The organism is Phormidesmis sp. 146-20, assembly GCF_052939475.1.
This window is the reverse complement of the sequence record NZ_JBJPHT010000010.1, coordinates 44,424-59,334: the sequence shown is the minus strand read 5'-3', so window position 1 is coordinate 59,334 and position 14,911 is coordinate 44,424. Positions and strand designations below refer to the sequence as shown.

Here is a 14,911-nt window from a genome sequence, read left to right as displayed (position 1 = left end):
GGTAGGGGATTTAGGGAGCAACCAGACTTGTAACCGAAGCAAGGAATTGCATTGAATTCACGTTAATTTAGTAACACAGTGCGAACTTGCGGCGCGATCGTTTGCCAATCAAACCGATTACAAGCATACTCCCGACACTCCTCCCGCGTGGGCAATGACAAGGCACCTGTTAGTAGATCAATAATGTGATCGGCAATTTCGTCTGCTTCTGGCGTTAGGGTGACTAGATCTGGACTCAAAGGAGCTAAAACTTCAGGCATTCCTCCCACGGGCGTACACATTGCTGGAGTACCACAGGCTAGAGACTCAACGAGAATTAACCCAAACCCTTCTAAGCTCTGACTAGGAACTACAGTCAAATCCGCCGCCTGATAAGCAATAGGTAACAAATCATCCGGGATGTACCCCAAGAGTTGAACATGATTGCTTAATCCCAATGCCTGCACTTGTTGTTCTAGGGGGTCTCGCAGGTGTCCTTTTCCAGCGATCGCTAACCACACTTCTGGCACCGCTTGTTTAACGCGAACCATTGCTTTTAGTAGTTGCGGTAGTCCCATCCGTTGTACAAGACGACGAGGCGTAAACAAAATCTTGCGATCGGGATGCCAGTTTAATTTAGCGCGGGCCGCCTGACGAGAAAGATTGGGCTGAAACGTTGTGGTATTAACGCCGCCTGGAATAACGTGAATCTTCTCCCACGGAACGCGATAGGTTTCATGCAGCAATTGACCAAAGGCTTTACTCAAAACAATGAAGCGATCGCTGCGGTTATAAACTTGTTGTTCTAACCAGCATTGAAAGTAGTATTTCAAGTTCTGTTGTTGGGATACACTCTCCATTGCCCAAGGCCCATGAAAAGTAAACGTAACTGGAACATCTTTGGGCAGTTTTTCCAGAATTGGAAAGCTGTAGAGGGCAAAATGCAAGTTAATGGCGTGAGGGCGACGTAGCGATCTTTGAGAAAATTGTTGCCGAGCAGACCATAACCGATGTAGTAGAGGCTGCTTGGAAACAGCAAGATTAGTCATCATAATCGATGAATTTGTTAGCGTGGCTGGCAACTCTAAACCACACAACTCAACCTGATCGTTTTTGGCAGCAAGTTGCTGAACTAACTCATACACATAGCGATTTAACCCACCTGCAATGTTGGGAGACCACTCTAATGCTACTAAAAGAAGTCTCGCAGCTTCATTAACCGTGTTTTCCCTTTCCAGTGTTGTTGTGTCTACAGTCATGGTTTTTTGAAGATGAAATCGACGCTGCAAGGTAAGTAAAATTGCAGAAATGGTAGCTTTTGAAGAAAGAAGTAGTAGATCGTTTCGACTGCACCTCGATTTAAGGTACTGGGATCAAATCGAACTTCAACCTCTAATCCAATTGACTCAGCAATTTGCTGAATTTCGCGATAGATCAAGACATCTTCTGGAACTTCCGGGCGTTTGCGATTAACTCTTGCATGAGCCATCTTGTAGAGATATTGTTTACAGGCGGGTTCATGTAGATATAAACAAGCCCCTCCCGATCGCAGAACGCGATGAATTTCCTGTAATGTCCGGCGGTGTTTCACAAAATGATGGGCGGCTTCAAAGCAAAACACGAGATCTACACTTGCGTCAGCTAGAGGAATTTCGTAAGCACGGCAACTAACTTTCTTGTCGAGACTGGTTTGGAGAGCGTATTCCCACTTGTGAGCCGATGCGATCGCATATTCGCTAATATCTGAAGCAATCACCTGCTTGTTGGGAAAGAAGCGTTTGACAATACACGATGCCCAACCTTGTCCTGCACCAATCTCCAAAATGGTACTAGCCTGCTGAAAATACGACTGGTGATAGGCAAGTTTCTCTAAGAGAATTTTAGCCTCACAAAACTTACTGACTAAGTTCTCGATCGCTTCAGATTGAGGGTTCTCGATCGGAGAGTTCTTCCAAAACTCGATCTCAATCTGCTCCTTCTGCAAGATTGTAATCTCTCTAAGTTCGTTCATTGATAAGTACTGAAGGGTGATGTGAGAGAATAATCAGGCAATTGTCGAGAGTATGTTACTCTCCTGCTTTTCGGGGAAATGGAATGTTAATCGGAGAAATGCTTGCTTCTGTGTTTGCCAGTACAAAAACTGCTTCAAGACAAAGCTCTAGCCTCTCTCTAAAAGCATATTTTTACGAGAAACCGAAATCGAACAGTAATAGATACTACAACACACCCTCTCTAGCTTTGAATTCGCAACTAAGGCAATAGAGTAAGCCCAATGATGCAGGCATAAGTTTCTAGTAATTCGGAGCTATGTGATTCAACAAAAGCTCTTGGTAGAGAGCAACTGTAGACTGAACCATGTGAGGGATTGTGAACTGTTGGTTAGCAGTTTTCACGGCTGCTTCTGCCATCTGATTCCTTAAGTGACCATCTTCAACAAGTTGCTTTAATCGTGCTGCTAATTCCTCAGATTGATTGAAGGGTACAATAAATCCGTTCATTCCATCTTGGATCTGGTCAAATGCCCCAGGCCCCGGAGTACGAACTGGAACTACTCCACATAGCATTGCTTCAGGAATAACTAGGGGAAATCCTTCTGCAAGACTGTGGCTTGGTAGAACTAGAGCATCCGCAGCCCAAAGTACTTGGCGAGTGTCAGTCATGCCGAGCAAGCGAACTAGATCAGAAACACCTGACTGAGTAACCTTTGCTGCGATCGCTGCTTTCTCATTGCCGTATCCTTTTCCAGCGTACAAGCCAATGATCTCAACGCCTGCTGACCGCAAGTGGGCGATCGCTTCCGTCAGAACAGCATGGCCTTTCTCTGGAGCCAACCGCCCCACATGACAGACGACCCAATCTTCTGGCTTTAATCCAAACGCCTCCCGTGCTTGGTGACGCTCTGTTGGGGTGGGAGGACGAAAGTAATTTTGATCAACCCCATGACAGATTAATCGGATTTTCTCCTTGGGAATCTCCAGTCCTATTTCAAAAGCCTGCTGTAATTCGCTACTGATAGCAATCATGCGATCGCCAAAAATAGAGCCAACATAACGGCTTAATACTCTACTCAACTTAACATCACTTCTCTCAGCGGCAGGCAGTAAATGACAGGTTGATACATAGGGAATACCATACAGTTGCCGCATAAGATAAACATAGGGGCAAAGCGTTAGAGAATGTACATGAACAATGTCAGGACTGAACTGACGGATAGCAGAAGCAAGTTGAAATAACGCCCGAACAGCCTGTGTCGCGTTTTGAATCGTAGGCTTTAGGCTTGAGAAGGGCATGAAGAAATGTTGAATCCCCTGCGCCTCAAATCGAGAAATGGCTCGTAATGCTTCATCTCGCGCTTCACTGGAACCAGCAGCCAAGTTACAAGCTAGAGCAACCTCCCAGCCCTGCTCTATCAGACTTTTTGAGAGTGTTAGCAGATGGACTGTAATCCCATTTTCACCCCACAAATCGCCTAGTACAAATAGGACACGCGGCTTGCAGTGAGCTTGAGTTGATTGGTGAACCTGCACAGAAGTAGAAATGGGTGTAATCGTCATAAAACTGACTCCTCAGATCGATTCACGTCAGATGATGTTAATGGGTTGCGATAGTACTGAATGGCTGCCAGACCCAATCCTAAGAATCCCCACAGCAATACGCCGCTGACTCCAACAAGAACTGTATTGACCAAAAAACGCGCTAACACAGTTAACACAACCGCCTGAATGACTCGAATAAATGGATCAATGCGAGTGACGTTGGACTGAAAAACTTTAAGCAACAGTAACAATAAACCAATCAGATAAGGTAGTCCTCCTACCCAACCTAAATCTAACAGCATCGAAAATAGTGAACTATCGATCGGAGGGCTGCCAGTACCATCTCCCGTAATATTCGCCAAAGCGCTGTCTAGTTGAGTTGCATAAAACCATCTTCTAGCATTAGCGCTGCCGTCATTTTCTAAATCCGAGAACGTTGACAATCGAGAGTTGAGTAGCCCAGCGAACGGCTCGATTACAGCAAGTGGTACAACACACAGCACCATTATAAGTAGAGTTACGTGCATCCGAACCTGGGCACGTCCCTGTAGCAAAGCGATCAAAGAGAGTAGTCCGACGAACCATCCGAGCCAAGCAGAGCGCATGATGGATAACAAGAAGCTTAAATAACCCACGATCGCGGCGGGTAGTTGTAATGGAGTTTTGCTGTGAAATAGCACAATTAGCCCCCCAGCCATTACGCTCCCAAAAGGCTCAACAGAATTTAGCGTACTCCAAACTCTTATCCCCATTGGTTCAGGGTTGCCCATCGTGGTTAGCTTAGTGCTAATTAACCAAAACCGATCCCATTCTGGTGCAACGAAGTACTGATACACCCCATACGCCCCCATCACCAAGACTGCCCACACAAAAACTCGCTCCAGATTGCGCCGATACTCTGGATAGTATCGCCAATGGGCAAATAGATGGAAGCCGAAGGTAATGGGTAAAATCCATCCTAAAAAAGAGAGTGTTGCTGGTACAGGTTCACGACTAAGCAATCCAATGCAAAACGCATACCCTATCCCTGCACCAGCCAGAACAAAAGGGAGTGCACCTCGCCGGGACAAACGAGGGAGATGTTGCCAGACTGTGATGAGCGTGAGCAGCGCGACGAGTGATGGTGCTAATAGAATGGGACTGGGATCGGTAAAACTACTTCGATAGTCTGCCAGCCGCCGAACTAGGGGAGTCAGAAACCAGAGCCACCAGCTAAAGCCTACATAAAGTAGGGGTGCGCGGTAGTACAGCACAAAGCCAACGACAAAAGCTCCAGTCGGAAAAGCAGCATTAAGGATGCTTCCAGCACCAACCAGGACAAGCACTGTAGTAAATGCAATTAATACCAGAATGGACATCCAAGCAGTGGCGGGTTGAAAGTCAAACCAGGCTGTTTGAGTGCTGAGGCGATGATTTGGAGTCGTGCTGGCCATCCCTTTCATAGTGAACCACTCTTTGGCAGATGTAGTAGATCAGGTGGTTGGTAGCTACTCCACCAAGTCTGGCAGGCAAGCCAGCGGGCTGCTAGAGATACGAAAAGTTTTTGTTGAGCAAGGTAAGCTCCTCTGGGTAAAAATCGCAAATACTGTAAGAAGCCTGGTGCGCTGCTTGTCCCAATCAAGACTGCCCAGATAACAAATATGAGCCGTTGAGGAACAGAGAAATGCTCCAGTAGCGCTAAAGTCTCATTGTGAACAGCATTGCTGAATGCAAGGGCATTAAATTGATCTCGCTGATCTTCATCAAATCGCTGTCCGCGAAAGTGATCAACTGCGATCGCCGGATCATAAATTAGCTGCCAACCTCGTTGTCTGACTGCCAGACTAAATGCCAACTCAAAATGCACCTGGGCACCTGTTCCTCGCATTCGTGAATCAAACCACAACCCCTGAATTGCGGTACGGCGAAAGCTCATATTGACTCCCTTGAGGACATCTACCTCGCGAGCGGCTCCAATGCCAATGTGATGATTGCCAATCACTCGTCCAAACCACTGCACCTTGCCCACGATCTCACGCGCACCTGCTTCAAGTTCTGTACCGTGATAAACCCAATCTCGACCGCCTACTCCCCCAATTTGCTCACTGGCTTGAAAACAGGCTTCAATCTTGGCTAACCATGTTGGATGGGGGCCAGCATCATCATCCGTAAAGGTAATAATATCCCCTGTCGCAGCTTCCAGCCCCCGATTCATAGCGGCAACAACTCCTGGCACCTGCACTGTAACAATTTGGAGCGGCAGGCGATCGCAGTTAAAGTCCCTCAACCATGACCAAGTATCTGCATCGGTATCTCGAACAATGAGTAAGACCTCATCGGCTAAACGAGTCTGTTGTTGCAGGGCTTCCAGGCAACGCTGTAAATCTTGAGGACGGCGATAGGTTGGGATAACGACACTGATTTTCATCGCTGACCCACCTGCTCAAAGAGATTGACGTAGCTTTTTGCTTTGCTACTCCAGCTATGCTGTTGAGCGATGGCGTAGGCAGCTTGTCCCATTTGATGGCGTAGCCTTGCATCCTGGCTGAGTGTTCGCAGTGCTTTCGCGAGAGTTTCTACATCGTCAGAATCTTGTAGCACAACTCCACACTCAGGGGTAACAATTTCAGCTCCACCGGCACTATTTGCTGTGATCACAGGTAAACCAGAAGCCATAGCTTCTAGCAAAACAAGGGTACAAGCCTCGTATCGGGAAGGAAATACAAAAAGGTCAGCAGTTTGCATCAGCAGAACAATATCTTGTCGATAACCCAGAAAATGAACGCGATCGTTGAGCTGTAGTTGCACTGCCATATCAGGATAGGGACTGCGGTTAGTATCTCCTACGACTGCTAGATGCAGATCTGGTACTTCCACTAAGGCACGCAATACCGTATCCAAGTTTTTACGATTGGTTCGTATATCACCCACAAATATTGCGAGGGGAACCTGCTCTGGCAGCCCTAATGCTTCACGTTCTCGGTTATCTGGAAAGAACTCTTGAACGTCAACGCCATTTAGAATCACATGGGTACGTTCTGGTGGAACTCCAATGTCAATTAATTCCTGACGAATTTTTTCTGAAACCGCAATTACTAGTTTTGCTTGTTGAAATGCTGTTTTTTCCCAATGAGCATTCAAAACGGTATAAAGCCAGTGGTACAGACCATAAATTCCCCTTCGCTGACGGGAAGTGTGGGAAGGCGATTGCAACCAGGCGTTATGGACAAACTGAACAGTATTGATATCACCGAAAGCCGAAGTGACAGCCCCATAAACTTGCACGATATCAAACTGTTGGCGATGGGTTCGCAGCCATTGAGCACTCCGTTGGGCGAAAACCAGTTCTTTGAGAAGTTGAGTTGGATATCCCTTAACAGGAATATTAACCCAGTTGACTTGGCTATGCTGCTGTAGGTCTGATGCCAGGTTTGTTGCAAGCAGAGTGACCTGATGCCCCTGCCGAATTGCTTCCCAGACAATTTCATAGTTGGCGCGCCCCTGTCCATCGCCTTTGATGACGCTAGGCGTTACGATGCAAAATCTCATAGGTAGCTTATCCTCTTGCCATTTTTGATGGTTGTTGCCATAGTTGCTGAATTTGGGAGCGTTTTACAATTTCTGGTAGTCCCTGAAGATAACCGCGCTTAACCAGGTAGACCACCATATGAACAAAGTAAACAATCAGAAAACCTACTAGCTTTAATCTATTTGGAAAAATTTGTTGATAACGCTTAATCCCGACATAGAGGCGTGCTGCTTCGATGTAGAGTTCGTACTCGGTCAAAGGGCGAACTGGCACTGTACTTGTGACTATGTTCAGTGTGCTAGTCTGGGCGCAAGTATCTGATACCTTTAGTTTAGGGCAATGCAGAATACAGTAGCCGTTCTTTAATGCCCGCAAACACAGTTCTGCATCTTCATAGCCAAAAAAGATTTGCTCATCCCATTGTTCAATTTCTAGCAGTGAGCGAGGAAAGACTGCTGCGTGCAGGTTTACTGTTTCAGGCACCTTACTAACACAAAAGTAACCTCGGAATGAGAGCTTGGTTGGTGCGTTTTCTGCATCGTCAGTACAGTGAATACCAGACAGAATTGTATGGCAGCGCCGCTTTTCAGACATCTGCTCGTAATCACTTATAGCTTGAGCTATGAAATCTGATGCAACACAAATATCATCATCGATAAAGGCAATGTATTCGGCCGTAGACTTCAGCAGTAAAGTAAGCGCGTTATTCCGATTTGCACAGACTCCCCTTTGCGGGCCTAGCACATAAGTTGTTGAAGGGTTTTGTTTTGTAATCTGGTGATTCTTTTGCTGAACTTCCCGATCGAATGAATCATCAGAAACGACAACAGACAGAGGTTTAACCTGAGAACTCCAAAGTGCTCTTAAACAGACTGCCAAAGCTTGAGGACGATTCCGAGTTGTTACGCAGACTGACAAATTCAGTGCTGATGTTAGCTGCGTTTGAGCATCGGATTGCTGACAGAAATTCATATGGCTCTCTTTTTTCTATACTTTGCTGTTTCATAGAGTGCAAGGGTTGTTGTAGCAATCTCCTGCCAACTGTAGTTTTGTGCAGTAGCATAAGCATTACGACGAAGCTGCTCAAGATAGTCTCGATCGCTAATCAACTCTTCCAGAGCCTGAACAATTGCTTCGCTGTCCCGTGGTTGAACTAAAACTCCATTTACTCCGTCTGTCACAATTTCCATTGGCCCTGGTGTTTTTGTCGTAATCGGTGCCAGCCCGCAAGCCATTGCTTCTGGCAGTACTAAACTAAAACCTTCAGATAGAGTTGGAAAGAACTTAATGTGATGTCCCTGAAGAAGAGCAGGCAACATCTCATGATTGTAGTGAGGGATAACTTTGACTCGATCGCGCACCTTAGACTCAAAATCGGCGTGAACCTGTGCTTCCGAAACACCAGTTCCCAAGAGGCTAACCATGACCTGTGGATACCGCAGCAGAATCTGGCTTAAAGCTGGTGTTCCGTAGTGAATGCCTTTGCGAGGAATATAAGTGCCGATTTGAGCAATGCGAATGAAGTCTACTGGCTCTCTGGGGGTTGGCTCATAGGGCAAGCCTATAAATTCTTGGGGAATGCCATTTGCAGAAATCTGGGCCCGCTCAAGTCGAACGCCTAAATTCTCCACAGCATACGTCAGGTCAAGTCGATTTAACAGAATGGCTAAGTCAGCATCACACAGCGAATTGGATACTTCCCAAAGCCGAAATCCACCATGATAAAAAGGATATTTCCAACTCAATGACAAGTTGCCGAGTTTTGCTTCTGTCAGATTCTCCACGTGCATGGTATGTTCTAGTCCATGACTTCGCGTGACTAACAGGGGATTCTTGCTAGAGGTGCAATGACGAATTTTTGCCCAGATCCAGGCATCCCCAGTGGATGCATCAATCACATCCAAGGGCTGCTGTTGCATTAAGCCAATAATGTGTCTGGCAGCAAACATCGGAAAGACGATCGCTTTAACAATTCCAGGCAGTTTGGGTGGTAGATCACTGAAAGAGTAGAAATGCACATCATGCCCTAGTCTGCGGTATTCTTGACCAAGTTGCCAGGTAACACCAGGGGCACCTGCGTTTGGATCAAGGTCATGATGAATGGTAAGTAAAATATTCATACTTTCCTGACTTTTCAAGTTGCCTGAGTAAGCCACCATGACTGAAAAGCTAAGATGGTGCCTAAGCTCCATTGCCCCAAGTTTCTACAGAAAGAGTGCCTAAGCTCTCCGATTTGTGAAGCAGGAAGAGGTTACTGTTTGCTAAGGTTGGCTTCTGTGTAAACACTCTATCCACTGTATTCAAAGGTTCCCGGAGTAAACCCGGATAATAATAGCCCGTGGTTGATACACACTTGAATCCGTGTTGTTTGAATAAATACACCCATTCAGAGTTAGTGCTAACGCGCAGATGCTTGCGATCGACCGCTGTATCATCTGCATGTTGAAAGGAAACAGACCCAATGCCACCTGGCACCTTACCCAGTAATAATCGAACTCGACTCCACCACCAGGCAAGATTAGGCGTTGTAATGAGCAAATATCCTCCCGGTCGCAGGACACGATGCAGTTCTTCTAGAAACACGTCGGTATCCACCAGATGCTCAATCAAATCACCTGCGATAATGGCATCAAAAAAATTGTCCTCTACTGGGCAGGGAGACACGCCACTAATCCACTCATGGGTAACAATGCCTTTTTTGCGGGCCTCAGCCAACGGAACGGGCGCAATATCAAAACCATGCATTTCCCGAATGCCAGCTTGTTCTTGATAGTAGGCAGCTTGTCCACCACTGCGACAGCCGATGTCAGCGACTCGTTCCCGCTGCGGTAATGCTTTCAGTGTTTTAATCAACAAGCGAATCTTCTCGGATGCCCAACGAAGCTCGACCTGCTCTGCTTCTGGCGACATAGCCTGACTATATTCTTCGGCATTTGCACCTAATGAAATAGTGGGTTGGTTGGCGATCGTCATCGTTTCGTTTTCCTTGCTCAAAGCGTTGTTTTTTCTAAAACCGTTGCCGGATAAATCAAAAAACCTGTACTCTTCACCCAAAACCGCATTAGATAATTCAGCTTTTCATGCCACGAATAGAAGTGCCAGGTCAGAATGAGCTGTGAAATCTCGCGCATTTCAGACAAGTTCCATTTGCCTTGCAGATAATATTTAGCGCGACGATGGTCGAGATGCTTCGATAAGTTAACTCGATTTGGATGACCAATTCGTTCCAGAAATTGATTTAGCCACTGATTGGTCATTTCAACTCCAGCGATCGCTTTAGCCTTGCGTTCGGGAGTTAGTTTCTCGGCAGACCAAAATGTGTTTGCTTCATGCGTTCGGTAACTGCCCAGAACTTCATTAATTGCAGTAATCTTGCCTAGAAATGCCGCACAATAAAGCAAACAACCGTCCGGCCAAAAGCGCCACTCTGGGGGGGTTATCGGCAGAATTTTTTGCAGCACGCTGCGGTGAAAGCTGAGTCCAGTCGTGGCAGGAAAGTGCCATATGCCGCCCGTGTCGAGAATAATGCGTGCCAAGTTATCGTCGGGTATCTGGAGAAATGGTGTTTGAAGATTGACTGCAATGCCACCGCTATCAATCACGTCCAGCATATGAGCTACCCCGGCAGTGCCTGGTTGTTTGAAGGCTCGGACAATTTGCTCTAGTTTGCTGGGATGCCAGATGTCGTCAGAGTCCAAAAACGCAAGAATTTCACCTACAGAATTTTGAAAGCCTGTATTAATTGCGCCACCGTGACCCTGGTTTTCCTGCAAAATCACCTTGAATTTATCGGCAGGGAGTTTGGAGTGGAACTCAGCAAGTAGTTGGTGACTGTTATCCGTTGAACCGTCATCCACAACTATAATTTCATAATCGGTATAAGTCTGAGCAAGTACCGAATAGATCGCTGTGGAGAGATAGCGATCGTAGTTATAGTTGGCAATAATCACAGATACTTTCATGGGTAGTTTCTTGGGTAGGTAGCTGTTAAACATCCGATAACTAGTTACGCCAAATTTATTCACTCAATGTCCCTAATTCGTATTGCACATAGTGGTAGCTTCACAATTTGCCGTAGAGCCAGGAGAGCCATCACTCAATAGAAGCCGATATTTAGTTAAAATCGATGATAGACAACAATAGGTGGCAGAAAAACTGGGAGAGGTGACGAGGCATGAAGGTTCCTAATACAAAATTTGACCTGTTTGAGAGGAGATTAGCCGGATGTGATGTTAGAGATTTAACTTGCTCTCCCTACATTCAAGCGGTCATTTAAGCGGTTGTGCTTTATACCAGCATCTTTGATAGTGATATTAATTTCCTGATCGCCGAACTGAACTTGAAAGCGTGGGGCAACTTGGAGCGCATAAATTCTGTGATACCACCCCATAGCAATCCACTCCTCTGGCTCGTTTTGAATCTGGAGAAAGTTTGTCGCATATAATCCAGTCTTCTGACTTCCATTAACCATAGGAATTTCAGACACAGGTCGAAATGGGCCCGTCATTGAGTTCGAGACCAGCCAATATACAGAAGATTCTCGTAGATGCTTTGGTCTTACTCGACTTAGCCAGTTCGGATTGAGTTGCCAAGGCCAACAGGAGAAAAATAAATGATAGATTCCGTCACGGTAGATGACCTGAGGACGTTCCATTTCTACAAACGGCCAATCCTCCATGCCGGAGATGGTTGGCCCTGCTACCGGAGGTAATAGTTTGTATGGGCCAGCGATGTGATCAGAGATCGCTAAACCAACACATCCTTGATACTTATTAGCAACGTCAGTTGTCAATTGTTTCAAGTGGTTCGTTTGCGAATACGCACAAATATACATGTAATATTTGCTCGTCGCCTCATCCTTCACAATATACGGATCGCGCCAGTGAAAATGACCACTATCGGTTTGACGACCATACCATTGACCCCATTCGGACTCTAGGAATAAATGATTAGATGAGGTTCGTCGCCAATTAACTCCATCAATGGAAGTTGCCAAACCAATTCGTTCATCTTTAAGAGCAACCCCGCCGCCGGATGCCGAGTAAAATAAGTAATATATCCCATCTTCTTTATAGATACTACCTGCTAGCATTCTGCCTGACTCCCATGAGTTGTTAGGTTCTGGAGCCAACATCACACCTAGAGTCTGCCAATTAATTAAGTCAGGGGAAATCGCTCCATAGATAGTTCCTTGGCTCCAAAAGTCTACTTCAGGTTTGGGCTTTGGTGCTTCCAAGTAAAACATTCGATACACATCGCCATCCTTGAATATCCAAGGATCCCATTGATACACTTTTTGCCGTAGCGATCGCGCAAACTTTGCAGTAGTGCTTCGCCCTCTGGGTAATGATTCGAGCAATGTGGCTAAGCCAATATCAGTGAATAGATTTGGTATCATTGAAACCTCTGAATTGGGAATGGCGACAAGTAAGTAGAGATTAGAATCGATGGGGCACCGGAGCATTAACGAGTAGTGTGTGCCTGAAGATCAAAGGGCTGTTAGCTCAAAAGAATGGCTTCTAAAATTAGATACAGAGTAGCTCTTACACTGATGTCGCTCTATCTAGGGGAAGAAACTTTGGTGAGTCTACGCTGACAAAACCAAAGATCTTGTCGAGGTTGAGGTACACAGATTCAGGAGAGTGCTGACTTTTAAATACTGAAGATATACTTTCAGAGAAAGCTTGACATAATGCTGGCTGATCTAATAGATAGAGAACCTTCTGAGCAAATAGTGCAGGGTCATCGGCAATAAAAGCATTTACACCATCTACGAGACTTAAGGCGGCCGCACAAATCTCTGTGGTCACAATAGGCATTGAGTAGGCCATTGCTTCTACCAATTTAAACTTGGTGCCTGCGCCGCTAATGAGAGGACAGATCACAAGTCTCGATTTGAAATAAAGCTCCGGTAGATCGGGTACATATCCTAATCGCTGTACCGAATCGCCTAGCGCGCTATCAATCGAGATAGTAGAGGAAATTTTCCCAGCGATCGCACAGCGTGTTTCGGGTCTAGCTTGAAGGATAGCTGGAAAAATAGAGTTTAGGAAAAACTCAAGTCCGTCTTTGTTAGGCTGATTGATGGCACCAACAAATAAAATATCATACTCAAAGCTACGATCAGCGTAAGGCGTGGAGCTAGCATTAAGAGGCAGCGTATTTGGCGGCGTTGGAATAAAATGAAGCTTTTGAGAACGTAAGTGGCGGCTGACAATATCTCGCTCACGCTGAGAATCGACGATAACAAAGTCGAACTGGCTGAGTAGAGTGATCTCTTTCTTGAAATTCGCTTCAAAGTCAAAGCGCAAGTTCTTGGCATAGTCGATATTCTTTCGTACCAGTCGAAATTGAGATGTGATGTCATGAATGTCCATTAAAATTGGAACAGAGTGACGCTTTCTAAGTCCTGTGGCTAAATGTGCGTAGTCAAGATTGTTGATCCACACAAAGTCATAAGTGTTTTGAGAAACAATCTTACGTAGAAACTGTACATAACCAGGTGGTGCAAAATAGTCAGAATCGACGGGCAGTTGCTGTTTTAGGAGATGCTGATGGTAGAGACTTTGACTGCGTGTATATAAGAAGTCAAGCCAGTTGTTCTCTCCTTTGTAGACAAGAACATTGTCTACATAGTCTAAAAGCATCTGCTGACGCTCCAACGTCCATTCTGGATTGCCAAACTTATTGCCGACAATTGCGTCAATAGAAAACCTATCTTTGCGATCGTTAAAGTACTTCAACATTGCGAGTATTCTGCCCTGTGTTCCGTCATAGTCTTCAGGCTTAATCGGAACTGGAAAGTGAAATAAAATTCGTTTTTTCTGATTATTCATAGTGGTTTACCCCATCAAACAGCGCAGTGGGTTGAGTCCTAACATCTACTAATGTTTTTATTCCATCATCGAGATTTACGAGCGGTTGCCAGTTAATGAAAGCTTTCAATTTAGAAATGTCTGCCAGTAGATGCATTCGTTCAACTCTCCTGACTCGATCAGGATCAACGTGAATCACGAGTTCTTCTCCTAATTCATATCCAAACGACTGAACAATATCTTTGACAGAGTATTCTATTCCGCTACCAATATTGAACACTTCCTGTCCAGTCGTGACCTGCTCTAGTAAACGAGTAATTGCAATTGCCATATCTGAGGTATGGATGAAATCTCGTTTGGGTTCAAGATTTCCTAATCGAATTGTTCTCATTCCTGAATTTACTTGCCGCTGAATTTCAGGGATGACATGTGGATTTGTTTCATTCAAACCAAAGGCGTTAAAGAAGCGACCAACAACTGTTGGAATTGCTGTTTGTAAATGAAATTCGTTTAGTAAATGTTCTCCTACCAGCTTAGATAGTCCATAAATATCTTTCGGTTCAGGTTGTAGTGTTTCAGGAATTGCTTGATCATAAATCGGATAGACAGCTGCAGTAGAGGCAAAAAACACTTTCTCTAAATTATTCAGTGTCTTCGCCACCTTTAGTACATTAATTGTTCCCTGGATGTTCACCTGACTAGCTTCTATAGGATTCTGATTACAATAAGGAATGAAGTGAATAGCAGCTAGATGGATAATCCACTCGGGCGCAATCGTCTGAATTGCTGCCTCTAAAGCCACTGAGTTCAAAATGTCCAATTTGAGAAAGTGGGTGTCTGGAAGATCAATAAATTTTCGATTGCCAGACGATAAGTTATCAATCACATAAATCTCATGACCTAGGGTCTGAAGCTTGGATACTAGAGCAGATCCAATAAACCCAGCTCCGCCTGTAACTACAATTTTCTTTGTCTGGTACATTGTTTCTTTAATCCCCTGTCTTACAATTGACAGCTAACACAAAGCACGATAGCAAGTACATCAAGCCAGGGTGGTTGATGAAGTAATCAGG

The 14,911-nt window shown here is 45.3% G+C and carries 13 protein-coding genes; all 13 read right to left on the bottom strand.

Going from position 1 to position 14,911, the window contains the following annotated elements:
* Positions 1-62: 62 nt before the first annotated feature.
* The 13 genes from ACKFKH_RS10985 to ACKFKH_RS10925 all read right to left on the bottom strand — a co-directional run bounded on the left by ACKFKH_RS10985 (position 63) and on the right by ACKFKH_RS10925 (position 14,820).
* Positions 63-1,238 (bottom strand): glycosyltransferase family 4 protein, encoded by a 1,176-nt coding sequence (locus ACKFKH_RS10985; RefSeq protein ID WP_446858327.1) that lies wholly within the window; start codon positions 1,236-1,238, stop codon positions 63-65.
* Entirely contained in the window at positions 1,235-1,990 is a 756-nt protein-coding gene (locus ACKFKH_RS10980; protein WP_446858326.1) for a class I SAM-dependent methyltransferase, read from the bottom strand. The genes ACKFKH_RS10985 and ACKFKH_RS10980 overlap by 4 nt, the downstream gene beginning before the upstream one ends.
* 280 nt (positions 1,991-2,270) lie before the next feature.
* Complete coding sequence (locus ACKFKH_RS10975; protein WP_446858325.1) at positions 2,271-3,533, bottom strand: glycosyltransferase family 4 protein; 1,263 nt, start codon at positions 3,531-3,533, stop codon at positions 2,271-2,273.
* Complete coding sequence (locus tag ACKFKH_RS10970; protein ID WP_446858324.1) at positions 3,530-4,957, bottom strand: O-antigen ligase domain-containing protein; 1,428 nt, start codon at positions 4,955-4,957, stop codon at positions 3,530-3,532. Before ACKFKH_RS10970 ends, ACKFKH_RS10975 begins: the two co-directional genes overlap by 4 nt.
* Complete coding sequence (locus ACKFKH_RS10965; RefSeq protein ID WP_446858323.1) at positions 4,954-5,922, bottom strand: glycosyltransferase family 2 protein; 969 nt, start codon at positions 5,920-5,922, stop codon at positions 4,954-4,956. The genes ACKFKH_RS10970 and ACKFKH_RS10965 overlap by 4 nt, the downstream gene beginning before the upstream one ends.
* Positions 5,919-7,043 (bottom strand): glycosyltransferase family 4 protein, encoded by a 1,125-nt coding sequence (locus ACKFKH_RS10960; protein ID WP_446858322.1) that lies wholly within the window; start codon positions 7,041-7,043, stop codon positions 5,919-5,921. The genes ACKFKH_RS10965 and ACKFKH_RS10960 overlap by 4 nt, the downstream gene beginning before the upstream one ends.
* A gap of 7 nt (positions 7,044-7,050) precedes the next feature.
* Entirely contained in the window at positions 7,051-7,995 is a 945-nt protein-coding gene (locus tag ACKFKH_RS10955; RefSeq protein WP_446858321.1) for a glycosyltransferase family 2 protein, read from the bottom strand.
* A complete protein-coding gene (locus ACKFKH_RS10950) occupies positions 7,992-9,143 on the bottom strand; it encodes a glycosyltransferase family 4 protein (RefSeq protein ID WP_446858320.1) in 1,152 nt (383 codons plus the stop codon). Before ACKFKH_RS10950 ends, ACKFKH_RS10955 begins: the two co-directional genes overlap by 4 nt.
* A 61-nt stretch (positions 9,144-9,204) precedes the next feature.
* Positions 9,205-10,017, bottom strand: a complete 813-nt coding sequence (locus ACKFKH_RS10945) for a class I SAM-dependent methyltransferase (protein ID WP_446858319.1) — start codon at positions 10,015-10,017, stop codon at positions 9,205-9,207.
* Positions 10,014-10,985, bottom strand: a complete 972-nt coding sequence (locus tag ACKFKH_RS10940; protein ID WP_446858318.1) for a glycosyltransferase family 2 protein — start codon at positions 10,983-10,985, stop codon at positions 10,014-10,016. Before ACKFKH_RS10940 ends, ACKFKH_RS10945 begins: the two co-directional genes overlap by 4 nt.
* A 278-nt stretch (positions 10,986-11,263) precedes the next feature.
* On the bottom strand, positions 11,264-12,421 hold the full coding sequence (locus ACKFKH_RS10935) for a family 43 glycosylhydrolase (protein WP_446858317.1): 1,158 nt from the start codon (positions 12,419-12,421) through the stop codon (positions 11,264-11,266).
* A gap of 145 nt (positions 12,422-12,566) precedes the next feature.
* The gene (locus ACKFKH_RS10930) at positions 12,567-13,859 is read right to left on the bottom strand and encodes a glycosyltransferase (RefSeq protein WP_446858316.1); all 1,293 of its coding nucleotides are present in this window, start codon (positions 13,857-13,859) and stop codon (positions 12,567-12,569) included.
* Complete coding sequence (locus ACKFKH_RS10925) at positions 13,852-14,820, bottom strand: NAD-dependent epimerase/dehydratase family protein (RefSeq protein ID WP_446858315.1); 969 nt, start codon at positions 14,818-14,820, stop codon at positions 13,852-13,854. Before ACKFKH_RS10925 ends, ACKFKH_RS10930 begins: the two co-directional genes overlap by 8 nt.
* Positions 14,821-14,911 lie beyond the last annotated feature (91 nt).

Coding starts and splice junctions, on each gene's coding strand:
- ACKFKH_RS10985 (WP_446858327.1), bottom strand. CDS start 1,238: ATGACTGTAGACACAACAACACTGGAAAGGGAAAACACGGTTAATGAA.
- ACKFKH_RS10980 (WP_446858326.1), bottom strand. CDS start 1,990: ATGAACGAACTTAGAGAGATTACAATCTTGCAGAAGGAGCAGATTGAG.
- ACKFKH_RS10975 (WP_446858325.1), bottom strand. CDS start 3,533: ATGACGATTACACCCATTTCTACTTCTGTGCAGGTTCACCAATCAACT.
- ACKFKH_RS10970 (WP_446858324.1), bottom strand. CDS start 4,957: ATGAAAGGGATGGCCAGCACGACTCCAAATCATCGCCTCAGCACTCAA.
- ACKFKH_RS10965 (WP_446858323.1), bottom strand. CDS start 5,922: ATGAAAATCAGTGTCGTTATCCCAACCTATCGCCGTCCTCAAGATTTA.
- ACKFKH_RS10960 (WP_446858322.1), bottom strand. CDS start 7,043: ATGAGATTTTGCATCGTAACGCCTAGCGTCATCAAAGGCGATGGACAG.
- ACKFKH_RS10955 (WP_446858321.1), bottom strand. CDS start 7,995: ATGAATTTCTGTCAGCAATCCGATGCTCAAACGCAGCTAACATCAGCA.
- ACKFKH_RS10950 (WP_446858320.1), bottom strand. CDS start 9,143: ATGAATATTTTACTTACCATTCATCATGACCTTGATCCAAACGCAGGT.
- ACKFKH_RS10940 (WP_446858318.1), bottom strand. CDS start 10,985: ATGAAAGTATCTGTGATTATTGCCAACTATAACTACGATCGCTATCTC.
- ACKFKH_RS10935 (WP_446858317.1), bottom strand. CDS start 12,421: ATGATACCAAATCTATTCACTGATATTGGCTTAGCCACATTGCTCGAA.
- ACKFKH_RS10930 (WP_446858316.1), bottom strand. CDS start 13,859: ATGAATAATCAGAAAAAACGAATTTTATTTCACTTTCCAGTTCCGATT.
- ACKFKH_RS10925 (WP_446858315.1), bottom strand. CDS start 14,820: ATGTACCAGACAAAGAAAATTGTAGTTACAGGCGGAGCTGGGTTTATT.